Genomic DNA, 20,973 nt, shown 5'->3' with positions numbered 1-20,973 from the left:
AGGGACTAAAGACTGTACCCGGTCGCAGGAGCCATGCCAAGGCGAAATCGCGCCAAATGAGGACGGGCGGGGCGCCGGCTGGCCCCGGGTGAATGGCTCAGACCTGGCGCAGTCCAGCCAGATCGACGATGCGGATGTGCTTGCCTTGCGTGTCGATGAGGCCGCGCTTTTGAAATCTTGACAAGGTGCGGCTCACGGTTTCGAGCGTCATACCGAGGTAGCTGCCCATGTCGTCGCGCGTCATGCGCAGGTTGAATTCCGCCGACGAATAACCGCGCTGCGCATTGCGCTCCGACACGTCCAGCAGGAAAGCGGCGACCCGTTCGTCCGCGGACAGTGAACCGAGCATCATCATCTGCGTGGCTTCGCGGACGATTTGCGCGCCCAGCAGCTTGTGCATGCGCTCCTGCATCGAACTGATTTCGCGGCACAGGCGTTTGAGCGCGCTGTAGGGGACGATGCAGACGGTGCTGTCCTCGAGCGCCACGGCGCTGCACGCGTGGACGTCTTCGCTAATGCCGTCGAGCCCGAGCGCTTCGCCGGCGAGGCGCAGCCCGGTGACCTGCTCGCGGCCGTCGCGGTGCGCCATCACGGTCTTCATCGAACCGGAACGCACGGCGTAGACGCTGTCGAAACGATCGCCGCTGCGATAGAGCGCTTCGCCGCGCTGCACCGAGCGCGCGGAGCAGATCAGCGTTTCAAGTTTCGCGAGTTCCTCAGCCGACAGGCCTTGCGGCATGCAGAGTTGCCGCATCGAGCAACTCGAACAGCGGGCGGCGGTGCGCGCGGTCGCCCGCACCGGTGCCGCGCGGCGGCGGCTGCGCGCGGGCGACGAACTGGCGGAGGAACCGTCGATACCGGTGGAGTGCGTTACAGCGGAAGGAGTGAGCATGTTCTGCAGGCGATTATCGGAGGAGCGGCGATTGTCCCATCCGCCCTATACCCGCTTTGGCGGCAAAGTGACGCGTTCAGTCGGTTAGGCATTTCGAGCGCCGTGGCGCCCGGATAGGTGGTCGGGCGGGTGGACTGCCATGTTTTCTTGAGCGCTTGTATCTGTGCGGGCTTCATGAATGAGCCGCCATTGCGCGACGCCGTTTTCGCACGGCAAACGGCGGTCGCATGTTGCGCCGTTACTGGGCGGCGGGTTCCTTGTCCTGCCCCGCGGCGGACGGAATCAGCAACACGGGGATGGTCGCCTGGCGCACGCAGCGCTCGGCGACGCTGCCGAGAATCAGCCGTTGAAAACCACGCCGGCCATGGGTGCCCATGACGAGGAGGTCGGCGTCGAATTCGGCGGCGGCCTTCAGCACGATGTCCGACACGTCGCCGAGCGACGATGCCTCGCTGACGGCGGGGTCGCCCTTGACGCCTTGCTCGGCCATCGTCTGCGTGAATTCCGCGCGCAACTCCCTGCCTTCTTCGATCAGACGGTTGCGCAGGATCGACGGGTCGTAACCGGGCGCTTCGAAGTACATGGGCGTGTTTTCGACAACGTAAAAAGGCCGCAGAACTGCGCCGTTGGATTTGGCGAGCGCGAGGGCTGCCTCGAATGCACGGCGGGAAGTGTTGCTGCCGTCGACCGCTACAAGGATGCGTGTGTACATGGCGACTCCGCGTCTGAAAGATCCGTATGCCGTAGCCATTTTCACGGCCCGGCTCCTTGATCTTTTATACCAACGAAGCTTAGATGATGGCCGAAAAAGATGCACTCACCAGGATGTAAATCAAACTCTTGTCAAATTCATGGGTCCGGTGTGCTTGTCGCCAAGCTTGATAGCGCGGGTCCTGGCGACTCCGCGACTCGATTCAGGGCGCATATTTCCATAAAGAACGGCCAAAGTTGGCCTTACAATTAAGTGATACTCAGACAAGCTGCTTCAGTCCGCGGATGAACGAGCGCAAAACCACAGGCCTGCCCGACAAGATCTACGGCGATATCCTCAATCGCATTCTTGAAGGCGAATATAAGGAAGGTGAGCGCTTGCCAACCGAGCACGCACTGGCCGAACGGTTTGCGACCTCGCGGCCGACCGTGCGCGAAGCCTTGGCGCGCCTGCGGGCGGACGGCATCATCATGACGCGGCATGGTTCGGGCACGACGGTCGCGCGGCGGCCCGATCCGGACGTGCGCCGTTTCGCGCCGCTCGAAACGCTGTCCGATATTCGCCGATGCTACGAATTTCGCATCGTGACCGAGGCTGGCGCGGCCGCGCAGGCGGCGCTCAAAGCCGATGCCGACGACATCGCCGCGATTCAGCACGCCTGGGACGAACTGGAGCGCATCATCGATAGCCGCGGGATCGGCGCGCAGGACGACTTCCTGTTCCATCTGGCCGTGGCGCGCGCGTCGAAGAACCCGTTTTTCATCACGGTCATGTCGTTCATCGAGGAGCAGATTCTCTTCAGCATGAACCTGTCGCGCAACCTTTCGCTCGTCAAGACGGTGGAGCGTCAGCGGCTCGTCCAGGCCGAGCACATGGCGGTGCTCGATGCGATTCGCCGCAAGGACGCGGCGGCTGCCGGCGCGGCGATGCGCGCGCATCTCGAGAATGCGCTCGAACGGATGTTCGGCTCCTGAGTTCCGCGTACCGACCCGACACAACACAGCAGCGGGAAGGCGTTCGCCCTGGCCAACCGCATGGCCCGCAATCAGCCGGACGAGTTTCCGTGAACCGACGCGAGGCGCGAACTTGCCGCCGGACTAAGCTGCAACCGCAATCGGCCCGAACAGGGCCGTGAGGGTCTTCGGACTCACGGCGACGTTCAGCGCCACCGCCCGCTCCACGCCGATCTGCACCGGCGCGCCGAGCCGGCTGATGTCGATGCCGGTCCGGCGCAGGAGCCGCTCGATCGGCGTGGTGGTCACGGTGACGTACTGCGTGATACCCATTCGCTGCGCGAATTTCATGACTTCCTGAATCGCCTGGATCGTCATGTCCGTGAAGCCGAACGACTGCTCTTCGCCACCGGTTTCGATCGCAAAGCGGCTCAACTCCCAGATATGCCGCCCGACCGGCGCCTGCTCGCCGTGCAGTAGTTGAGGGAAAGTGTCTTTCAGCATATGGGGGCCTTCGGTCGGCATCATGCGCCAACAGCCGCGCAACTTCCGGTCTTCGCTCTGAATCAGCATGTAATACGGCCCGAGGGCGTCGTAGCCGTCGATCTCCATGCCCGCTATGGTCGGAACATCCCAGCCGAGCCGCCCGTGAAACACCCGAGCCCGCAGGCGATACATCTCGTTGATGTCCAAGTTGTCGAAATCCTGCCGCATTCCGATCCGGATCGCTGTTTGCATGCCGTTCTCCTGAACGAGTTGAGAAACCCAATACCAGGAAAACTTATGCATCTTGAATCGTTCTGCCACCTACCTACCTGGATAGGTGTGCATGCTTATCGGGTAACGCAGAATTCGAGACACGTATCCGCACCCAACCGACAAGGGCACGAAAAATGGAACTTCTCGAAAATCACTGGCAACCGCAGACTGGCCTCCAAACGCGCCCGGCGGAGGTCTCCACGGCGGTGGATCGTGTGCTGATCATTGCGTACCGCAAGAAGAAAAAAGAAAGCCAGCGCCGCTTCTGGGCACGGTTCGGCGTCACTCAGTCGCGCGGCAGCCGGTTCGAATCCGGTGCTGAAATCCCCGCGCCGGTGTCGATCCTGCTGGGCTTGTACTTCACGAAAACCGTTTCCGATGCCGATCTGGGCCGTGCCGAGCGGGTGCTGTATAGCCGCGACGCCGCCGCGTTGCTCAACCCGGGTCAATAAGCCCGAGTTGCGCCGCGATCACGGCTGCCGCGCGCCGCGAATTCACGCCGAATTTCGTCCTGATGTTTTTCATGTGGAAGTTCACCACGGCTTCCGAACAGTTCAGGATATGGGAGATTTCCCAGGTGGATTTGCCGCGTGCGGTCCATTTCAGGCACTCGCGTTCGCGCGGCGTGAGCTTGGGCAATACGGTCTGAGCGTGCGTATCCAGATGACGCTGGCTGGTATCGATAACCAGGTCGCGCAATAACACCAGATTCGGTAGCGCCGCGTTGACATGGCGCTGGAAATCGTCGATCGAACTGCTGTCGTTGACGAAGCACATCATGCCGGCTTCCTGGTTCGGTCCGTGAATCGGTACCGTCACCCCGGCGCGCAGCCCGTATGAGCGCGCTTCCTCGTACATGGATTGCTGCGCCGCCGTCGAGAAGACTGCCGGCGACCAGATCAGCGGTGCCGCGCGCGCCATGCAATGCTCGACGGTCGGGTCGATGTGAACCAACCCCTCCTTGTCATACGTCTGTCGCCATGCCGGCGCGTAGGTGCTGCGTATGTAGGCATCTTCCAGACGCATGGTGGGGCGCGGCAGCATAGCGATCAAAATTTTGTCGAAGCCCCATGTCTCGGCAAGGCCCGCAATCGCACTGAACCATTCCGCTTCGTCGGCGGCGTCCAGTAGCGGTGCCATCTGCTCGATAAAATGTAGCGACAATTTTTTTAACTCTCTCAGGCTCGCAAACATCCCGTTGCGGTTCGTCGCGGAACTGTAATTCGTCCGGCTCTATTAATCGTCACAATCTAACACTAAAAAAAACTTGCGCAGCGCCGAACCCGGTCGAACAGCAGGAGGGGGCGCCTCTGCGAAGAAAACGAGCGAATTGTCATCTAAGTGTGTTTAGCCCGATTAAGAGTTGCAGGCTCTTGAAATAGGTAATTCTCTCGTCGGCGGCATTTTGAAGCCTTTCATTGGCAACATTATTACCCTCTGATTTTAATTGAGCACGAGGCCCTGATTGCCGGAACCAACCGCGCATTCGTCCACGATGACGCGCGGCTGCTCGTTATCTGGCAAGGGTGAGGCATCGATGCATCAGGCTCCATTGTCATATAAAAGTGACAGTTCGCAGTGACTTCGAGACACGGCCGGCAAGCTCGCTCGAGCGGCGTCGGCCGGGATGTTTAACAACATGGCGAAGCGAATGCTACCGTGAGCGCGCCCTTTGCGCTCGCCAGGTCGGAGGCGTCATAAGCGAATCCCCACTCCATGACGGCGAGTTCGCCGCCTCGGTCATGGCGGTGCCGCCGCCGACGCGCCGCGCGGACTCGGCACACGCGTCGCCGTCAAGTACGCGATCGTGCGCGACAACCCGGCGGACGATCCGTACCTGCGCCGGCTTCTGCAGAACGTGCCGGCCGCGAAGATCGTGTCGGGCATGGGCGAGCGGCCGGCGCTCGTGCATCTGCGCGAGTTCGGCCTCGCGGCATGGACCACGGGCTCGGGATGCATCGCGCCGCGCATGGTCATGGCCTTGCCGCAAGCGGTCCGCAGCGGTGCTCACGAAACCGCGCATCGGCTGTACGACACCTTCCTGCCGCTCGAAACCCTGCGCGACGCAATCTCGCTGACCCGCGTGCTGCACGATGCCGTCACGTTCGCGCAAATCGCCGACATGGACCCGATGCTGCCACTGCACAGTTCGACGCCGCCCGAACATCATGCGAAGATCGACGCTGCCGCGCGAGCACTGCTTGCGCTGGAGCGCGAGTTTGCGCAAACCCATTCATCCATCTCCGAACCCCAATCACCAGCATGACCGACAACAGCCGACGCTATCCCGATCCTTCTATCCGCATATTCGATCCGCGCTTCAAGCCGCTGATTCTTGCCTCCGCTTCCGTCGAGTGTCTGTACCAGGGCGCACGCTGGTCGGAAGGCCCGGTCTGGTTCGGCGATGGGCGCTATCTGCTGTGGAGCGACATACCCAACGACCGCATCCTGCGCTGGGACGAACCGAGCGGCACCGTCAGCACGTTCCGGCAGTCGTCGAACAATGCGAACGGCCACACGCGCGATCGCCAGGGGCGCCTCGTCAGTTGCGAGCACCTCACGCGCCGCGTGACGCGCACCGAATGCGACGGCTCGATCACCGTGCTCGCCGACCGTTATCAAGGCAAGCGTTTCAATTCGCCGAACGACGTGATCGTAAAGTCGGACGGCTCGATCTGGTTCAGCGATCCGACCTTCGGCATCGACGGCTTCTACGAAGGCGAGCGCCAGGCGTCGGAACTGCCGGCGTGCGTGTACCGCGTCGACGGGCAGTCCGGCGAGGTGTCGATGGTCGCCGACGAGGTGCTCGGCCCCAACGGCCTCGCGTTCTCGCCGGACGAGTCGGTGCTGTACATCGTCGAATCGCGTGGCGAGCCGCGCAAGATTCGCGCGTTCGATGTCGGCAGCGACGGCGCTGCACTGTCGAACAACCGCGTGCTGATCGACGCGGGTCCAGGCACGCCGGACGGCTTTCGTGTCGACGTCCACGGCAATCTGTGGTGCGGCTGGGGCATGGGCACCGACGAACTCGACGGCGTGCGTGTCTTCACCGCGCAAGGCGAGCCGCTTGGCCACATTGCATTGCCGGAGCGTTGCGCGAACGTGTGCTTCGGCGGGCGTCATCGCAACCGGCTGTTCATGGCGGCGAGCCACGGTCTGTATTCGCTCTACGTGAATACGCAGGGCGTGCAAGGCGGCTGAGCGCGAATCGGCGTGAGCAGATGCGTGTGGGCGCAGGTGAGCGCGCCACGCGTTCACCTGTTGCTTGACAACGAATCGTGCGCTCTCCTCACCGGCTCCGGGTTTGCCCTTGGATGCGGCGCGCTCCGCTTTGATCGATAAGGATTCCCCGCAAAAACGGCGGTTTTCACGCGCCGCGCGCTCTCGCGAGTATTTGCTTGACATCGGCTGTTCCGCTTCGCTATGTTGCGTTGGTAGAGAGAGACACCGCCCGCAGCGCACCTGACGGGCGGACTTCCATACCAAGAAGCGAGGAGACGCAATGACTGTTTCACACAGGTTGTCGCTCAAGCTGGTGTCCGTATGTCTCGCGGCGAGCGCCGCATTCGCATCCGCCGCGCACGCGGCCGATCCGGTTACGATCAATATCGTTGACGTGGCCGGCGATCTCCAACTCACGCAAAAGGGCTTCGAGGCCTTCAAGGCGAAGTATCCGAACCTCGTCGCCAATCTCACGTTCACCAACGCACCCGCTCCGCAATTGCCCGGCAAGATCAAGGCGATGCAGGGCGCGGGCCGCTCCGATATCGATCTCGTACTGACCGGCACCGACGCGCTCGCGGCCGGCATCGAACAGAATCTGTGGATCAAGCTGCTGCCCGACAACGCGGCGCAGTTTCCCGGCGTGCTCGACAAATACGCGCCGGGCCCGCGCAAGATGCAGGACCTCGCGCAGGGCTATGGCCTCACGGTCGCGTATATGCCGGCCGGTCCGCTGCTCGAATACAACCCCGCCAAAGTGAGCGATCCGCCGAAGACGCCCGAGCAGCTTCTGCAATGGTGCAAGGCGCATCCGGACAAGCTGATCTATGCACGGCCGGCCAACTCGGGTCCGGGCCGTACGTTCCTGATGGGCTTGCCCTACGTGCTCGGCGACAAGGATCCGCAGGACCCGATTCACGGCTGGGACAAGACGTGGGCCTTTCTGAAGCAACTGAACGAGTGCATTCCTTACTATCCTGGCGGCACCTCCGCGGTGATGAAGGAGCTAGGCGAGGGCACGCGCGACATGACCGTCACGGTGACGGGCTGGGACATCAACCCACGTGCACTCGGCATCGTGCCGGCTGACTTCCGCGTGCAGGCGTTCGACAACATGACATGGGTGAACGACGCACACTACATGGTGATTCCGAAGGGCGTGCCGAAGGAAAAGCTCGACGTCATCTACAAGATGATGAACTTCATGCTCGAACCGGCGCAGCAGGCCATGACTTATGACGACGGCTATTTCTATCCCGGCCCGGCGATCAAGGGTGTGAGCGTCGAACAGGCGCCCGCGCACAGCCAGGATGTGCTGAAGAAGTACGGCCGCCCGGAATACGCGAAGCTGCTGGCTGACCGTCCGCATGCGTTGCCGTTGAATGCGTCCGCGATGGTCGCGGCCTTCAAGAAGTGGGATGCCGAGGTCGGCGCACAGAAGACCAAGTAGTCCGCGCATCCAGCCATGCATGCCGTCGCGATTCGCGCGTGACATGTCGAGAGGAGCATTCGTCGACATGTCGCGCGTACCAGGAACCCTTCATGAAGCATCACTTTGAGCAGTTGCGGCTCGACTCGGTGAGCCGCAGTTTCACGAATGCGCAAGGCCACGCGATCGCGGCGCTGCAGGAACTCGATCTGACGATCCAGCGTGGCGAATTCATCGCGTTGCTCGGGCCATCCGGCTGCGGTAAATCGACGGCGCTCAATTGCATTGCCGGCTTGCAGCCGTTGACGGGCGGCGGCATCTGGCTCGACGACAAACGCATCGACGTGTTGCCGCCGGAAAAGCGCGGCTTCGGCATGGTGTTTCAGAACTACGCGCTGTTTCCGCATATGAGCGTGCTCGACAACGTCGGTTTCGGTTTGAAGATGCGCGGCGTCGGCAGAAGCGAAACGACGCGCCGCGTGCGCGAGGCGCTGCAGCTCGTGCAACTGGTCGGTCATGAGCACAAGTTGCCCGGCCAATTGTCCGGCGGCCAGCAACAGCGCGTGGCGATTGCGCGCGCGATCGTGATCGAGCCGCCGCTGATCCTGATGGACGAACCGCTGTCGAATCTCGACACCAAACTGCGCATCGAAATGCGCGCTGAAATTCGCCGTATCCATAGCCAGCTCGATCGCGCGACGCTCTATGTGACGCACGATCAGGACGAAGCGCTGTCGATGGCGGACCGCATCGTCGTGATGAAAGAAGGCGTGGTGCAGCAGGTCGCCACGCCGAAAGAGGTCTACACGCGGCCGCACAATCTGCATGTGGCCCGTTTCATGGGTTATCGGAACGTGGCTGAATTCACGCTCGAAGGCACGCAGGGCGAAGGCGTCGCGGTGAGCGTGAACGGCGTGCGTCTGATCGGCACGCCGATGGCGGGCTTCGACAGCAAACGCGTGAGCGTCGCACTGCGTCCCGAGGATATGGAGCGCGCCGCGCCCGGCGCGGATAACGCGTTCGACGCGCTGGTCGACGCGGTCGAATACGGCGGCCACGATTCGTTGCTGCGTGTGAAGACCGCATTCGGCGACGTGTGGGCGCGCATCGTCGGCGAGTTCGTGGCGGGCGAGCGCATCACCTTGCGCGTGGCGCCGTCGCGCGTGCTGGTCTACGACGTCGAGGCCGCATGAACACGCCTACGTTGTCGCCACCCGCTTCTCAACCCCCTTCTCAACCCGCTTCGCCACCGCTCGCGGCGCGCGACGCCAAGGCATGGCTCGTCACGCCGGCGTTGCTGTTCATCGTCGCGATGTTCATCTATCCGTTCGCGTACGGTCTCGTACTGTCGTTCCGGCCGATGAACGGCGGCGGCTTATGGGCCAACTATCTGACGTTCTTCACCGACACGTCGATGTGGCCGACGATCCTCGTCACCCTCAAGCTCGCGGTGCCCGCGACGCTGATCAACGTCGGCGTGTCGGTGCCGGTGGCGTTCGCGCTGCGCCGCTACTCGCGCTATCAGAAGATCGTCACGACGCTGCTGGTGATTCCCGTCACGCTCGGCACCGTGCTGATCGCCGACGGCATGCTGACCTACTTCGGCCCCAACGGCTGGTTTCCGCAAGCGTTGCAAGGCCTGCATCTGTACACGCGCGAAGTGCGCCTCACGCACAACTTCTGGGGCGTACTGATCTCGCTGATCGTGTCGGGCTTTCCGTTCGCGTTTCTGCTGACGCTGTCGTACGTGACCGGCATCGACCCGACGCTCGCGAGTGCGGCGGCGACGCTCGGCGCGAGTCCGTGGCAGCAGTTTCGCCGCATCTATCTGCCGCTGCTGGTGCCGGGGCTGACGATGGCGGCGTGTCTGTCGTTCGTGCAGGCGTTCTCGGTGTTTCCATCGGCGGTGCTGCTCGGCGCGCCAGCGGGTCCGACGCGCGTGATGTCGATCGCCGCCGCCGAAGCCGCGTTCGAAAGCTACGACTATTCGCTCGCCTCCGCGATCGCGATGGTGATGGGCTTCGTGCAATTGCTGGTGGTCGCCGCGCTGCTCGGCGCGCGCCGCTTCTTCTACAGCGGACCGGCAACCGGAGGCAAAGGCTGATGACGAGCGAACGTCGTACGGCGCAGCCCGCGTGGTCCGGGTCCGCTTCGAAGGGCCACGGCGACGGCGCGCGCGAGCCCGTCGAGCGCGCGACGCAGCGCGCCGACGTGCCTGGCCGCGTGTGGCGCGTGCTGGTGTGGGCCGTGATGGTGTTCTTCCTGCTCAACGTGGTGCTGCTGATCGCAACCGTCGCGGTCAATTCCGTGGCGACGCGCTGGTTCGGCACCCTGTTGCCGCAAGGCTTCACGCTGCACTGGTATGCGCAGGCGTGGAGCGATTTCCAGCTCGCGAGCGTGCTGTGGGTGACCGTCGAGGTGGTCGGCGCGGTCGTGCTGCTGTCGGTGCTGCTCGGCGTGCCGGCGGCATACGCGCTCGCCCGCGTGCAGTTTCGCGGCAAGCGCCTCGTGATGCTGATCTTCCTGCTGCCGTTGATGGTGCCGCCCGTCACCTACGGCATTCCGATGGCGACAGTGATGTACAAGATCGGTCTCGCCGGCACGCTGAGCGGCGTGATCCTCGCGAACCTGGTGCCGGCGCTGCCGTTCGTAATTCTGGTGATGACGCCGTTCATCGAGCAGATCGACCCGAATCTCGAAGCGGCGGCGCGCATTTTCGGCGCCAACACGTTCCGTTATTTCCGCTATGTGCTGCTGCCGCTGCTGGTGCCCGGCATGCTCGCGGCGGGGCTGCTGGTGCTGGTGCGCACCATCGGCATGTTCGAGCTGACTTTCTTCACCGCGGGGCCCGCTACGCAAACGCTGGTGGTCGCGTTGTACTACGCTGTATTTTCAACCGGCGTGCGCGCTCCGCAATCGATCGATGCGATGGCGATGATCTACATGGCGATCACGCTGATCTGGGTGCTGATCGCGCTGCAATTCGTCAGCCCGACGCAGATCGTGTCGCGCGTGAAGGAGCAGAAGCGCTGAAGCACTCCCGACGCTATTCGTGGAGCCGACGTTGACGAAGAGAAAGACCGCCGAGGAGCTGCGCAGCCACCGCTGGTACGGCGCGAACGATATGCGTTCGTTCGGCCATCGCTCGCGCACCGCGCAGATGGGCTACAACCGGGAGGAATACGCGGGCAAACCGGTCATCGCGATTCTCAACACGTGGAGCGAGATCAACGCGTGCCACACGCATTTCAAGCAGCGCGTCGAGGAAGTGAAGCGCGGCATCTGGCAGGCCGGCGGCTTTCCCATCGAGCTGCCGGTACAGACGCTGTCCGAGCCGTTCCAGAAGCCCACCACGATGCTCTACCGCAATTTCCTCGCGATGGAAGCCGAGGAGACCCTGCGCTCCTATCCCGCCGACGGCGTCGTGCTGATGGGCGGCTGCGACAAGACCACGCCCGCTTTGCTGATGGGCGCGATCTCGATGGACCTGCCCGCGATCTTTCTGCCCGCCGGCCCGATGCTGCGCGGCAACTGGCATGGCGTGACGCTCGGCTCCGGCTCGGACGTCTGGAAGTACTGGGCCGAACTGCGCGCCGGGACGATCACGCAGGACGACTGGCAGGGCATCGAAGGCGGCATTGCGCGCTCGCCGGGGCATTGCATGACGATGGGCACCGCCTCGACGATGACAAGCGCGGCCGAGGCGCTCGGCTTCACGCTGCCCGGCTTTGCGTCGATTCCCGCGGCGGATTCGCGCCATGCGCAGATGGCGGTGCAGACCGGCATGCGCATCGTCGACATGGTGTGGGAGGATCTCAAGCCTTCCGAGCTCATCACCGCCGGCTCGGTCGATAACGCCGTGACGACCTGCCTCGCGCTGTCCGGTTCGACCAATGCGATCGTCCACATGAATGCGCTCGCGCGCCGCGCGGGCATCGCGCTGACGCTCGAGCGCTACGACGATATCTCACGCCGCACACCGGTATTGGCCAACATCCGGCCGACCGGCGCCTATCTGATGGAGGACTTTTTCTATGCAGGCGGCTTGCGGGCGCTGCTCGCGGAGTTGGGCGAGCTGATCGACGGTTCGCAGAGGACCGTGAACGGCCGCACGCTCGGCGAGAACCTCGAAGGCGCGCGAATTTTCAACGACGAAGTGATTCGCCGCCTCGACAAGCCGCTCCTGCCTGACAGCGGACTTGCGGTGCTGCGCGGCAATATCGCGCCCGACGGCGCGGTGATCAAACCCGGCGCGGCCGAGCCGCATCTGCTCGTGCATACCGGCCGCGCGGTGGTGTTCCAGGACTATAACGACCTGGCCGCGCGCATCGACGACGAAGCGCTCGACATCGACGAGACCTGTGTGATCGTGCTTCAGCATGCGGGGCCGGTGGGCGCGCCGGGCATGCCCGAGTGGGGACAGCTACCGATCCCGCGCAAGCTGCTGCAAAAGGGCGTGCGCGACATGGTGCGTATCTCGGATGCGCGGATGAGCGGCACGAGTTACGGCGCGTGCGTGTTGCACGTCGCGCCGGAATCGTTCGTGGGCGGGCCGTTTGCGCTGGTGCAAAGCGGCGACTCGATCGAGCTGGACGTACCGCGTCGCAGGCTCAACCTGCTGGTGCCGGACGAAGAACTGGCGCGCCGCCAGGCCGCGTGGGTGAGGCCCGCGCCGCGTTTCACGCGCGGCTATGGCGCGATGTACCAGGTGCATGTGATGCAGGCGAATCAGGGCTGCGACTTCGACTTCCTGCAACGCGGCGGTGCGCATGCCGCGCCGCAGGCGGACAAGCCGGGCGAGCCGGAGATTCACTGAGGCTCTGGCAGGCGGGTCGCAATGCAACGCCACGCCGCGCCACGCAACGGGTTTATCGAGGGCCGTCGGCAGAGCAGTGCAGCCGCCATCGAGCGGCGACACAGCGAGAGGGGGACGCGATGCGGCGAGACCGCATCGCGTGATTCCCTCGACATTCAATACCCCACGCGATACACCCGCCCTGTCTGCGCGCCTTCCACGCTGCGCACGTAGGCGAGCGCAGCGCGTTGCGCCGTCACCGGCTCGAAGCCGCGGAAGTAGGGCGCATAAGCGTCCATGGCTTCGGTCAGCACGGTCGGGCTCACCACGTTGATGCGGATGCCGCGCGGCAATTCGATCGCCGCGCCGCGCGCGAAACCTTCCAGTGCCATGTTGACCGTGGTCGCGCTCGCGCCCAGGCGAATCGGCTCGTCGGCGATGATGCCGCTCGTCAGCGTGAACGAGCCGCCGTCGTTCACGTATTGCTGCGCGGTCAGCACCACGTTGATCTGACCCATCAGCTTGTCGCGCAAACCGAGCCAGAACTGCTCGATGCTCATGTCCGGCAGCGGCCCGAAGTGCACCTTGCCGGTCGCGGTGACCACGCCGTCCACCTTGCCGATCTCGCGAAAGAGTCGCTCGACGCTTGCCGGGTCCGTGATGTCGGCGCGATACTGCCCGCGCGTCGCGCCCACTTCGATCACTTGATGACGCGCCTGCAATTGCGCACTGACCGCCCGGCCCAGCGTGCCGGCCGCGCCGATCACGACGATTTTTTTCATCGGTTGCTCCATTGAGCGTGGTTGACGTGGGCTCGATTGTGTCGAGGATCGGCGCGGAGAAAAAGCCGCGCTGGCGCCCAGGTCCCGCAACCCTGAGTTTCCAATCGATTCGAAGCAAAACGCGCACCATTATTCAAACGGTGCGCGCGATGATATTCAATGATTAATAGGAATAAGCGGGCGAATTCAAACGGCTGCGCAATTGCCGCCCGCGCTTATTTCACCCGGTGTAATTCGATCACGCGCGTGGGCCGAAAATGATTCAGCGCGTAATGGATACGGCCGCGATCCTGGCGGCTGCCCACGGGACGTGGATCGTCGAACTGGTGATCGGCGGAGTACCCGCCTTGCGGTTCGATCATGCCTTTGTCGATGACCGTGTAGCCGGGTTCGAGCGCGAGCAGCAGATGATTGCCACCAACCCGGCTGTCGAAGCCGGCCATGCCGTCGAGCGCCTCGGGCACGCTGTTCTCCAGCGACGCGTTGCTGGTGGTGATCTCGTCGGGCGAGATAGGGCGGTAACCCGCGATGCGCGCGGCTTCGAGGTTCTTGCCGTCGGTGTCCACCGTGCTGTCGTGCGTGCGGTCGTTGTGCAATTCCGCCGAGCTCGGGCCGCTTGCAGCCGCCTGCTTCGCGACGTCTGCTGGCTTGTCGATATCGCTGTTCATCATGCGTTCTCCTTGAAGAGGACATGGTTGAAGGTCAGCAAAACCCGTACCGCCTGACCCGACGCCCTTGCACGCGTCACTTGCAATGCGCATACCCACGCTTGCAACGCGAATGCATGTGAGGACATTTCACCTGGCGATTGCGTCGGCGATTCTTTTCGTTTTTTTTAATGGACGCGTATTTTCTACAGAGTATGATCTTACTCCGACGAGCGAAGCGCGGTTAAATTGACGACAAGGCCCCGACTAACTCACCATGGTCGGAAACAACGAACGAAAGGCCGCGCTACTTAAAACATTTTTACGGGGCGTCAGGGCGGTGACTCATGCACTTCGATGCTGCATTCACACATCGCGGCTACTTGTTGAATTGCGCGCCGGCGCGCGCTGGCGATGGCACTTGGCAACCTTATGTGGTGATCTCGCGGTCGAGCGACGGCGAGCTGGTCGCCAACCGTTTCTTCCCCAACGAATTGCGCTTCCCTGACGAAGGCGCCGCCATCGCCCATGCGCGCGACTGGGCGGTGCGCTGGATCGACGCGAGCAGCGTAACCATCTGAAGAAGCGCCCGCATGGTATCGCACCGCGCAGCGTGAGCGCACGCGAGCCGCGTGCCAGCCGGCGCCGCGGCTGCGCGGGCCGTGGCAAAACGCGGTAATCTCTCGGCATAATCCATCATCTCGAACCGTGCTCGCCGCATGGCGTCGTTCTTCTATGCCTAACGTGCCTTCCCAGAACTGGGGTCTCGAACAGATCGTCGCGGACCTGCGCGCCTCGCGTGAACAATTGCATCGCACGCGGCACCCGCTCGGCATTCGTGAACTGCCTTCGCGCGAAGCGGTGGTCAACATCGTCGCGGGCCTGCGCGCGGCGCTGTTTCCCACGCACTACGGCGCGCCCGATCTGACCGACGAAACCGTCGACTACTACGTCGGCCACACGCTCGAGAGCACCTTGCGTTTGCTCGCCGAACAGATTCGCCGCGCGCTGCGGTTTCTGCCCGAGTACGCCGCGACCTTCGAGGCGGAGCTGCAGGAGCGCGCGTTCGGTGTCGCGCGCGAATTCGCCACGCAGTTACCGGGGATTCGCGCGCTGCTGGTCAGCGACATCCAGGCGGCCTTCACCGGCGACCCCGCCGCGCAGCACATCACTGAAATCCTGCTGTGTTATCCAGGCGTGTGGGCGATGACTCACCACCGGCTCGCTCACGCGCTGCATCGGCTCGGCGTGCCGTTGCTGGCGCGTTTCATCAACGAGATCGCGCACTCGGCGACCGGCATCGACATTCACCCTGGCGCGACGATTGGGTCGAGCTTCTTCATCGACCACGGCACGGGCGTGGTGATCGGCGAGACCGCGATCATCGGCGAGCGTGTGCGGGTGTATCAGGCGGTCACGCTCGGCGCGAAGAGCTTCGCCGCCGATGGCGACGGCGCACTGATCAAGGGCAATGCGCGCCATCCGATCGTCGAGGACGATGTCGTGATCTACGCCGGCGCGACTATCCTCGGGCGGGTGACGATCGGACGCGGCTCGGTGATCGGCGGCAATGTGTGGCTCACGCATAGCGTGCCGCCAGGCAGCAGCGTGTCGCAAGGCAAGGTGCGAGAAGGCGAGCGCACCGACGAGAACCGGCGATGATGCGCGCGGTGGATGGCCGCTCCGGTTCGTTTGGCTCCAGCCACGGCAACTGAGGTACGACTCATGCCGCGCGGCCGTGTCCACATGCCTCGCTGCGCGATTGCCGGCGTCGAAGCGACGGTGGCCGACACCGCGCATTCGTTTCCGCGTCATTCGCACGACCGCTTCGGCGTCGGCGTGATCGTGCGTGGCGGACATCGATCGGCGAGCGGGCGCGGCGTCGTCGAAGCGCGCGCGAACGACGCGATCACCGTCAATCCTGGCGAGGTCCACGACGGCAGTCCCCTCGATGAGCGCGGACGGGCGTGGCGCATGTTGTATTTCGAACCGTCGATGCTGACTCGCGCTGCCACCGAGATGACGGGTGTGGCGGCGCGGGAGATCGAACTCACGCGGCCGGTGGTCCACGATCCGCTGCTCAAGCATTTGTTCGAGCGGTTATTTGCAGTGTCGGTGCTGACGCAGTCGGCGCCCGACAATCTGCTGACGGAAGCGGCGTTGCTCGAACTCCTCGGGCATCTGGTCCACCGTCACGCGACCCGGCCGGCGCACACGCTCGCCGTTCATGCGCAGGGTCCGATTGCCCGAGCCAAAGCGCGCATCGACGATGATCCGACTGCCACGCTCACCTTGGCCGAGCTTGCCGCCGACACCGGCCTGAGCCGTTTCCAGTTATTGCGCGGCTTCGCGCATGAGATGGGTTTGCCGCCGCACGCCTACCGGATGCAGCGGCGCATCGCGCTCGCGAGGCGCTCGATCGCGCGGGGCGCGACGCTCGCCGATGCGGCAGCAGCGGCGGGCTTTGCCGATCAGAGCCACATGACGCGGGCCTTCGTGCGCCTGCTGGGCGTGACGCCCGCGAACTACGCGGCTGCGATGCGGTAACGCTTAGCCCATGCCCAGATAGCGCAGCAGTGACAGCTTATGTGCGCCATGCCACCAGACATGCTCGCCGATAAACCAGGCCGCGGCCCACGAAGCCGCCACCACGATCAGGTCGCAGTGCCCGCTCTTCCACAGATTCAGCGAATGCCGTCCGGCAATCCACGGCACGCCTAGCGGATTCGGCCAGTCGGCCAGCAGATGCATCAGCCCGCCGCACGCGAAGCCGAATGCGGGCGCGGCATAGATCGAATGTCCGAGCCAGTGATAGGACATCGCGAACAGCGCGAGCCACCCCACACCCCAATGCGTCAACGTGCGATGCGTGATCCAAAGACGCCGCGCGCGCGACCACCACGCCACCTCCATCCAGTCCGGCGCGGTGCTGCCGGCGAGACCGGCGAGGAAGCTCAACAGCACGCCGAGATGATACGAATCACCGTCGCCGGCGTGCGCGACGATTGCCGCCGCGATGACACCGGCTGCAAAACCGGTCGCGTGATGTGCGTTGCTGGAAGCCATGAAACTCGCGGCGCAGCGCGCCGCGTCAAAGACGAAGGGCGGCTATGTTCGCAGATGAGCCGACAAAAAAATAGCCGCCGCGCGAGATAAAAATTCGCGCGGCGGCGTGGCCTTCACAACCCGAATGCGTGAGCGGAATTTCAGGTTGCGCAGCGTGCGATGTCGAAGCGCATCTCTTCTTCCGGCGGATCGTCCGGCGCATTCGCGGGGCGCATCACCTTGATGACCGAGCCCGCGTTGAGCGGCGTCAGCGTGACGAAATACGAGTTGTTCGAATCCGAGCCGACGGCGAGTTCAGTCGCCGTGCCGGCTTGCGACACGCGCACGCGCGGCAAACGATCTTTGAGGCATTGGGCGATAGAGGCGGGGGCGCGTTGCGACGACACGTACACCAGCGGCACGGATGCATCGCGGGCAGGGCCCTTGGAGGTACCGCAGGCGGAGAGAGCGGCAATCACGGCAACAGCGGGGGCTAACAGGAGAAGTCTTTTCATGGTCCGATCGTCGGCGTCCCCGGTCGTACGCGGGGACTTGAGGCGCGGGCGAAGCGCCATGCGTTTTCAGCACGACGTGATGCTTCGCGACGAAGCCGCCGGGCTGCCGCAGCGACATTGCGGTGGCCGGGGCGGCATGGGCCAGTATACCCACCGCGCGCCGGCGCCGTCACTTCGCGCGGTGGCGAGACCTATTGATCACCACCATGTCGAATCGTCAGTGCGATAAAAAAACCCGCGCTGTGATCGTGTCACGCGCGGGTCGAAATGCAGCGGGAATGGATAGATTCGCGCCGCGGGTACTGCGTGGAAAACTTAGAAGCGGTGACGCAGACCGACGGCCGCGGCGACCTGGTTGCCCGTCGACGAGGGCGCCAGCGTATTGATCGCCGCTACGTTCGCGCCGAAGTTGCCGAGTTCGCCCGACGCATGCTGATAGACGCCTTCCACATACACGTCGGTACGCTTGCTCAGCGCGTAGTCGCTTTGCAGCGACACCGTGTGCCACTTCGGATCGCCGGTGCCGTTCGAGCCCGTCATTCTACCGTCGGTGAACGTGTACGCTGCCGCGAGGCTCAGTGCCGGCGTCAGCGCGTAGCGGCCGTTCACTTCGTAGTTGTCGAGGCGCAGATTGGTGCCCGCCACGCCCGGCAGCGTGACGCCGCCCACGTTCACGCCGCTGATGCCGTCCAGTTGCGTGTGTGTGTACACGAAGCCGGCGGTGGCCGGACCGTACGTGTAGTTGAGGCCGGCGCCGAACGAGCGCTGCAGGTTCGCGGCGATCGCCGCGGTGCCGTTGCCTTGCGACACGGCGCCGCCCAGGTTCGAGCTGCCCGAGTTGTTCAGTTGCAGGTACGAGGCCGCGAAGTTCAACGGGCCGTTCTCGTACGAAGCGCCGGCGCTCCACGCGCGATTGTTCGCGAACTGGCCGGCTGCATTGCTGAAGCCATACAGGCCGCCGAACGTCAGGCCCGCATAATTCGCGCTGGTGTACTTCACCGCGTTCTTGACGGAGAAGGACGCGTCCAGATTGTCGTTGTCGAACGGGTGAGCGGCGAGGTTGTTGCCGTAGCCTGCGCCGGTAGCGGATAGCGGCGACAGGTAGTCAACCATCGAATCATATTGACGGCCGAGTGTCAGCGTGCCGTACTGATCGCTTTGCAGACCCACGAAAGCCTGGCGGTTGAACAACGTGCCGCTTTCCGAGTTCTGGCCGTTGTTCAGGTTGAAGCCGCTTTCCAACGTGAAGATCGCGTGCAGACCGCCGCCGAGGTCTTCGCTGCCGCGCAGACCGAAATATGTGTCCGACATCGAGCCGCTGCCTTGTTGCCAATTGCTGTGGCCGCCCTGGTTGTTCGAATACACGAGGCCGGCGTCCAGCGAGCCGTACAACGTGACGCTGCTCTGTGCGTGCGCGGTGACGGCGAACGCGCCCATGAGGCCGGCTGCTATGAGGGTTTTTTTCATGTTCAGATAACTCCGGGACAGTGCGTGGAGAATCGCATTCCAGTGCTTTCAGCCGATCGCGCCGGCTGCCTGACGATTCGCAGCGAAGTGTATTCCTGCCATTCATATCTTTAATCTCATAAGACACAATAATGAATTTTCAAATGCGTAATGGCTACTTTGATTTGGTCTAAGTGCGGGAAAAATAAAAGAAAAGTGGCTGGTTTAGGAAACTGGAATGGGAAGCTCGATCGGAGCGGTGTTGCTGGCTCGCGACGCATCCGCTCAGCCAGTCCTGGTGGGCCTTACAACCTATTACTGAGTGCGTGAGGATTTATTCCGTTTTTTGCAATGCACTCTTCCCGATTGCATGGTCTATCTTGATCGATTACGGATCTACAATTCGCGCACCCCTTTGACCGAGGGTGTCTTTTTCATTTCTACGCGCGGCTTTCGGGCCGCGTTTTTTTATGGGCTTTTTTATAATGATTTTATAAGTTCCCGCGAATACGGAAATAGCGTATTTCGCTGGACCATGGGTTCGCCACGACTTGTCCGTTCGTCAGAGGGGCGCGGCCGGCGCGCTTAGGGCAGGTAGAATTGCGTGCTTGAGATGTGTTTTTGCCCCGCGAACGTGAGTGAACCTGTAATGACCGATACACCCCTTCCATCGTCCGACGCCGCTGCCGATTTCACGACGGAAGGCTCGCCCGGGCTGGACGAAAGCGTCCACGAAGCGCGTCTGTGGCGCGACGACGGCTGGACCGCGCGCGTGATCAAGAATGAAGACGACGAAGGCTGGGCCGTCGAAATGATCAAGGACGGCGAAGCGGAACCCGCGCTCGTCGGACCGTGGACGATGGGCCGCAATAAGAAAGATCCGAAGCCGCTCGACACCTCGGCGTTCAACACGCTAGTCAAGACCGCGTCGGAAGTGCTGCGCCGTCATGAGCAGCAACTGCGCGCGCAACTGCATAAAGAAGTGCGGGTCGCGAGCGCCGACGGGAACGACGAACTCGACATCACGCTGGACATCGTCCCCGATGAACTCGAACCGTACGCGCTGCTGACCGCGCTCGATGCGTTCGGCGAACAGCTCGCGCAGGTGCAGGTCGCGCCCAACTTCAAGCTCAGCAAGGCGAGCGCGGCGGCGTGGGTCGAAAACGAGTTTCGTCGTCCGGGCTAGGGGCAGGCGATTCGGCTGGGGCTGTCGCGCTCGAGCCTCAGCTCCGCTTGCAGAAAATGGCCGTGATCAGCGGCGCCACGTGATGCACGATCGCCGTGCTGCCGGCCCCGGCCAGCGCATTGCGCACTTTGGCTTCACTGCCGAACACTACGACGCCGTAGGCCGAGCGTGCGAGCGGCTCGCCATTGCCGACGCGAAACAGCGGGTCGTCTTTTTCGTAGCCGACCACCGCGAACACATGAAAGCCGAATGCGCTTAGATCGGCGCCGGGCGCCGGTGAGAACGCGTTGATCGAATTCTGTTCGACGCGGGTCGGTTTCGGATCGATGAGTTCCCGCTGCGCGAGGTCGGCGATGAACTGATGGCCGCTTTGATTGCAGGTGAGCGCGGCGTCGAGCGACGCCGCGAAACCGCGCATCGGCAGGGCGGCCGCCAGAAGCAGGAGTACAGAAGAAATAAAACGTTTCATAAGCGTTGAGTCGCGCCGGGTTCGATGTCGTCGTTTTGCAACGTGGGGCGGCGCGGGGGTTTAGACCCGAAAGACGTTGCGTATCGAAGGGATTCCGCGTGACAGGCGCAACTGGATTCGC

The 20,973-nt window shown here is 63.3% G+C and carries 22 protein-coding genes and 1 pseudogene; 13 read left to right on the top strand and 10 right to left on the bottom strand.

From position 1 onward, the window contains the following. Nucleotides 1-97 precede the first annotated feature (97 nt). Nucleotides 98-892 carry a fumarate/nitrate reduction transcriptional regulator Fnr gene (fnr, locus tag B0G69_RS30295; protein WP_121323568.1) on the bottom strand — a complete coding sequence of 265 codons (795 nt, stop codon included), beginning with the start codon at nucleotides 890-892 and terminating at the stop codon, nucleotides 98-100. A gap of 238 nt (nucleotides 893-1,130) precedes the next feature. After that, on the bottom strand, nucleotides 1,131-1,604 hold the full coding sequence (locus tag B0G69_RS30290; protein WP_121323567.1) for a universal stress protein: 474 nt from the start codon (nucleotides 1,602-1,604) through the stop codon (nucleotides 1,131-1,133). Between the two features lie 284 nt (nucleotides 1,605-1,888). Between B0G69_RS30290 and B0G69_RS30285 the strand changes: the two genes are divergently transcribed. Next, on the top strand, nucleotides 1,889-2,578 hold the full coding sequence (locus B0G69_RS30285) for a FadR/GntR family transcriptional regulator (RefSeq protein ID WP_121323566.1): 690 nt from the start codon (nucleotides 1,889-1,891) through the stop codon (nucleotides 2,576-2,578). Between the two features lie 123 nt (nucleotides 2,579-2,701). On the opposite strand, the gene B0G69_RS30280 is transcribed toward B0G69_RS30285, so the two are convergent. Further along, on the bottom strand, nucleotides 2,702-3,295 hold the full coding sequence (locus B0G69_RS30280; protein ID WP_121323565.1) for an acyl-homoserine-lactone synthase: 594 nt from the start codon (nucleotides 3,293-3,295) through the stop codon (nucleotides 2,702-2,704). 155 nt (nucleotides 3,296-3,450) lie between these two features. Here B0G69_RS30280 and B0G69_RS30275 point away from each other — a divergent pair, with 155 nt between their 5' ends. Then, nucleotides 3,451-3,768 (top strand): XRE family transcriptional regulator, encoded by a 318-nt coding sequence (locus tag B0G69_RS30275; protein WP_121323564.1) that lies wholly within the window; start codon nucleotides 3,451-3,453, stop codon nucleotides 3,766-3,768. Here the strand turns inward: B0G69_RS30275 and B0G69_RS30270 are convergent. Continuing rightward, on the bottom strand, nucleotides 3,752-4,456 hold the full coding sequence (locus B0G69_RS30270) for a LuxR family transcriptional regulator (protein ID WP_121323563.1): 705 nt from the start codon (nucleotides 4,454-4,456) through the stop codon (nucleotides 3,752-3,754). The two genes, B0G69_RS30275 and B0G69_RS30270, sit on opposite strands and share 17 nt — an antisense overlap. 637 nt (nucleotides 4,457-5,093) lie before the next feature. Here B0G69_RS30270 and B0G69_RS30265 point away from each other — a divergent pair. From B0G69_RS30265 to araD, 7 genes and pseudogenes are all read left to right on the top strand, one after another. Beyond that, nucleotides 5,094-5,582, top strand: a pseudogene (locus tag B0G69_RS30265) (dihydrodipicolinate synthase family protein); the annotation flags it as partial. Next, nucleotides 5,579-6,517 carry an SMP-30/gluconolactonase/LRE family protein gene (locus B0G69_RS30260; protein ID WP_121323562.1) on the top strand — a complete coding sequence of 313 codons (939 nt, stop codon included), beginning with the start codon at nucleotides 5,579-5,581 and terminating at the stop codon, nucleotides 6,515-6,517. The pseudogene B0G69_RS30265 and the gene B0G69_RS30260, both read left to right, overlap by 4 nt. Before the next feature lie 301 nt (nucleotides 6,518-6,818). Then, nucleotides 6,819-7,988 (top strand): extracellular solute-binding protein, encoded by a 1,170-nt coding sequence (locus B0G69_RS30255; protein WP_121323561.1) that lies wholly within the window; start codon nucleotides 6,819-6,821, stop codon nucleotides 7,986-7,988. A 92-nt stretch (nucleotides 7,989-8,080) separates the two neighbouring features. Next, entirely contained in the window at nucleotides 8,081-9,160 is a 1,080-nt protein-coding gene (locus B0G69_RS30250; RefSeq protein ID WP_121323560.1) for an ABC transporter ATP-binding protein, read from the top strand. Continuing rightward, complete coding sequence (locus B0G69_RS30245; protein WP_121323559.1) at nucleotides 9,157-10,071, top strand: sugar ABC transporter permease; 915 nt, start codon at nucleotides 9,157-9,159, stop codon at nucleotides 10,069-10,071. The genes B0G69_RS30250 and B0G69_RS30245 overlap by 4 nt, the downstream gene beginning before the upstream one ends. Continuing rightward, on the top strand, nucleotides 10,071-11,000 hold the full coding sequence (locus tag B0G69_RS30240; RefSeq protein ID WP_121323558.1) for an ABC transporter permease: 930 nt from the start codon (nucleotides 10,071-10,073) through the stop codon (nucleotides 10,998-11,000). Before B0G69_RS30245 ends, B0G69_RS30240 begins: the two co-directional genes overlap by 1 nt. A 31-nt stretch (nucleotides 11,001-11,031) precedes the next feature. Further along, on the top strand, nucleotides 11,032-12,783 hold the full coding sequence (gene araD, locus B0G69_RS30235) for an L-arabinonate dehydratase (protein ID WP_121323969.1): 1,752 nt from the start codon (nucleotides 11,032-11,034) through the stop codon (nucleotides 12,781-12,783). 155 nt (nucleotides 12,784-12,938) lie between these two features. Here araD and B0G69_RS30230 read toward each other — a convergent pair whose 3' ends face one another. Next, on the bottom strand, nucleotides 12,939-13,544 hold the full coding sequence (locus B0G69_RS30230) for a short chain dehydrogenase (protein WP_121323557.1): 606 nt from the start codon (nucleotides 13,542-13,544) through the stop codon (nucleotides 12,939-12,941). Nucleotides 13,545-13,759: 215 nt separating this feature from the next. Continuing rightward, entirely contained in the window at nucleotides 13,760-14,212 is a 453-nt protein-coding gene (locus tag B0G69_RS30225) for a DUF3005 domain-containing protein (protein WP_121323968.1), read from the bottom strand. A 326-nt stretch (nucleotides 14,213-14,538) separates the two neighbouring features. Between B0G69_RS30225 and B0G69_RS30220 the strand changes: the two genes are divergently transcribed. The 3 genes from B0G69_RS30220 to B0G69_RS30210 all read left to right on the top strand — a co-directional run bounded on the left by B0G69_RS30220 (nucleotide 14,539) and on the right by B0G69_RS30210 (nucleotide 16,738). After that, entirely contained in the window at nucleotides 14,539-14,772 is a 234-nt protein-coding gene (locus tag B0G69_RS30220) for a hypothetical protein (protein ID WP_121323556.1), read from the top strand. Between the two features lie 154 nt (nucleotides 14,773-14,926). Beyond that, entirely contained in the window at nucleotides 14,927-15,853 is a 927-nt protein-coding gene (gene epsC / locus B0G69_RS30215; protein WP_121323555.1) for a serine O-acetyltransferase EpsC, read from the top strand. 63 nt (nucleotides 15,854-15,916) lie between these two features. Then, entirely contained in the window at nucleotides 15,917-16,738 is an 822-nt protein-coding gene (locus tag B0G69_RS30210) for an AraC family transcriptional regulator (RefSeq protein WP_121323554.1), read from the top strand. 3 nt (nucleotides 16,739-16,741) lie between these two features. On the opposite strand, the gene B0G69_RS30205 is transcribed toward B0G69_RS30210, so the two are convergent. The 3 genes from B0G69_RS30205 to B0G69_RS30195 all read right to left on the bottom strand — a co-directional run bounded on the left by B0G69_RS30205 (nucleotide 16,742) and on the right by B0G69_RS30195 (nucleotide 19,218). Further along, entirely contained in the window at nucleotides 16,742-17,257 is a 516-nt protein-coding gene (locus B0G69_RS30205; RefSeq protein ID WP_121323553.1) for a metal-dependent hydrolase, read from the bottom strand. A 140-nt stretch (nucleotides 17,258-17,397) separates the two neighbouring features. After that, nucleotides 17,398-17,751: a sugar ABC transporter ATPase gene (locus B0G69_RS30200; RefSeq protein ID WP_121323967.1), complete on the bottom strand. Its 354-nt coding sequence runs from the start codon at nucleotides 17,749-17,751 to the stop codon at nucleotides 17,398-17,400. A 315-nt stretch (nucleotides 17,752-18,066) separates the two neighbouring features. Further along, nucleotides 18,067-19,218: a porin gene (locus B0G69_RS30195; protein WP_121323552.1), complete on the bottom strand. Its 1,152-nt coding sequence runs from the start codon at nucleotides 19,216-19,218 to the stop codon at nucleotides 18,067-18,069. Between the two features lie 628 nt (nucleotides 19,219-19,846). Here B0G69_RS30195 and B0G69_RS30190 point away from each other — a divergent pair. Then, entirely contained in the window at nucleotides 19,847-20,383 is a 537-nt protein-coding gene (locus B0G69_RS30190) for a hypothetical protein (RefSeq protein WP_121323551.1), read from the top strand. 37 nt (nucleotides 20,384-20,420) lie between these two features. Here B0G69_RS30190 and B0G69_RS30185 read toward each other — a convergent pair whose 3' ends face one another. After that, nucleotides 20,421-20,852 carry a hypothetical protein gene (locus tag B0G69_RS30185; RefSeq protein WP_121323550.1) on the bottom strand — a complete coding sequence of 144 codons (432 nt, stop codon included), beginning with the start codon at nucleotides 20,850-20,852 and terminating at the stop codon, nucleotides 20,421-20,423. Nucleotides 20,853-20,973 lie beyond the last annotated feature (121 nt).

This window comes from Paraburkholderia sp. RAU2J, from assembly GCF_003634845.1.
Taxonomy (GTDB): domain Bacteria; phylum Pseudomonadota; class Gammaproteobacteria; order Burkholderiales; family Burkholderiaceae; genus Paraburkholderia; species Paraburkholderia fynbosensis.
Note: the sequence above shows the minus strand (reverse complement) of the source record. Positions and strands in the feature narration are given on the sequence as shown.

Excerpts from the sequence above, each read along its gene's own strand:
- fnr (WP_121323568.1), bottom strand. The coding sequence starts at position 892 with ATGCTCACTCCTTCCGCTGTAACGCACTCCACCGGTATCGACGGTTCC.
- B0G69_RS30290 (WP_121323567.1), bottom strand. The coding sequence starts at position 1,604 with ATGTACACACGCATCCTTGTAGCGGTCGACGGCAGCAACACTTCCCGC.
- B0G69_RS30285 (WP_121323566.1), top strand. The coding sequence starts at position 1,889 with ATGAACGAGCGCAAAACCACAGGCCTGCCCGACAAGATCTACGGCGAT.
- B0G69_RS30280 (WP_121323565.1), bottom strand. The coding sequence starts at position 3,295 with ATGCAAACAGCGATCCGGATCGGAATGCGGCAGGATTTCGACAACTTG.
- B0G69_RS30275 (WP_121323564.1), top strand. The coding sequence starts at position 3,451 with ATGGAACTTCTCGAAAATCACTGGCAACCGCAGACTGGCCTCCAAACG.
- B0G69_RS30270 (WP_121323563.1), bottom strand. The coding sequence starts at position 4,456 with ATGGCACCGCTACTGGACGCCGCCGACGAAGCGGAATGGTTCAGTGCG.
- B0G69_RS30260 (WP_121323562.1), top strand. The coding sequence starts at position 5,579 with ATGACCGACAACAGCCGACGCTATCCCGATCCTTCTATCCGCATATTC.
- B0G69_RS30255 (WP_121323561.1), top strand. The coding sequence starts at position 6,819 with ATGACTGTTTCACACAGGTTGTCGCTCAAGCTGGTGTCCGTATGTCTC.
- B0G69_RS30250 (WP_121323560.1), top strand. The coding sequence starts at position 8,081 with ATGAAGCATCACTTTGAGCAGTTGCGGCTCGACTCGGTGAGCCGCAGT.
- B0G69_RS30245 (WP_121323559.1), top strand. The coding sequence starts at position 9,157 with ATGAACACGCCTACGTTGTCGCCACCCGCTTCTCAACCCCCTTCTCAA.
- B0G69_RS30240 (WP_121323558.1), top strand. The coding sequence starts at position 10,071 with ATGACGAGCGAACGTCGTACGGCGCAGCCCGCGTGGTCCGGGTCCGCT.
- B0G69_RS30230 (WP_121323557.1), bottom strand. The coding sequence starts at position 13,544 with ATGAAAAAAATCGTCGTGATCGGCGCGGCCGGCACGCTGGGCCGGGCG.
- B0G69_RS30225 (WP_121323968.1), bottom strand. The coding sequence starts at position 14,212 with ATGAACAGCGATATCGACAAGCCAGCAGACGTCGCGAAGCAGGCGGCT.
- B0G69_RS30220 (WP_121323556.1), top strand. The coding sequence starts at position 14,539 with ATGCACTTCGATGCTGCATTCACACATCGCGGCTACTTGTTGAATTGC.
- epsC (WP_121323555.1), top strand. The coding sequence starts at position 14,927 with ATGCCTAACGTGCCTTCCCAGAACTGGGGTCTCGAACAGATCGTCGCG.
- B0G69_RS30210 (WP_121323554.1), top strand. The coding sequence starts at position 15,917 with ATGCCGCGCGGCCGTGTCCACATGCCTCGCTGCGCGATTGCCGGCGTC.
- B0G69_RS30205 (WP_121323553.1), bottom strand. The coding sequence starts at position 17,257 with ATGGCTTCCAGCAACGCACATCACGCGACCGGTTTTGCAGCCGGTGTC.
- B0G69_RS30200 (WP_121323967.1), bottom strand. The coding sequence starts at position 17,751 with ATGAAAAGACTTCTCCTGTTAGCCCCCGCTGTTGCCGTGATTGCCGCT.
- B0G69_RS30195 (WP_121323552.1), bottom strand. The coding sequence starts at position 19,218 with ATGAAAAAAACCCTCATAGCAGCCGGCCTCATGGGCGCGTTCGCCGTC.
- B0G69_RS30190 (WP_121323551.1), top strand. The coding sequence starts at position 19,847 with ATGACCGATACACCCCTTCCATCGTCCGACGCCGCTGCCGATTTCACG.
- B0G69_RS30185 (WP_121323550.1), bottom strand. The coding sequence starts at position 20,852 with ATGAAACGTTTTATTTCTTCTGTACTCCTGCTTCTGGCGGCCGCCCTG.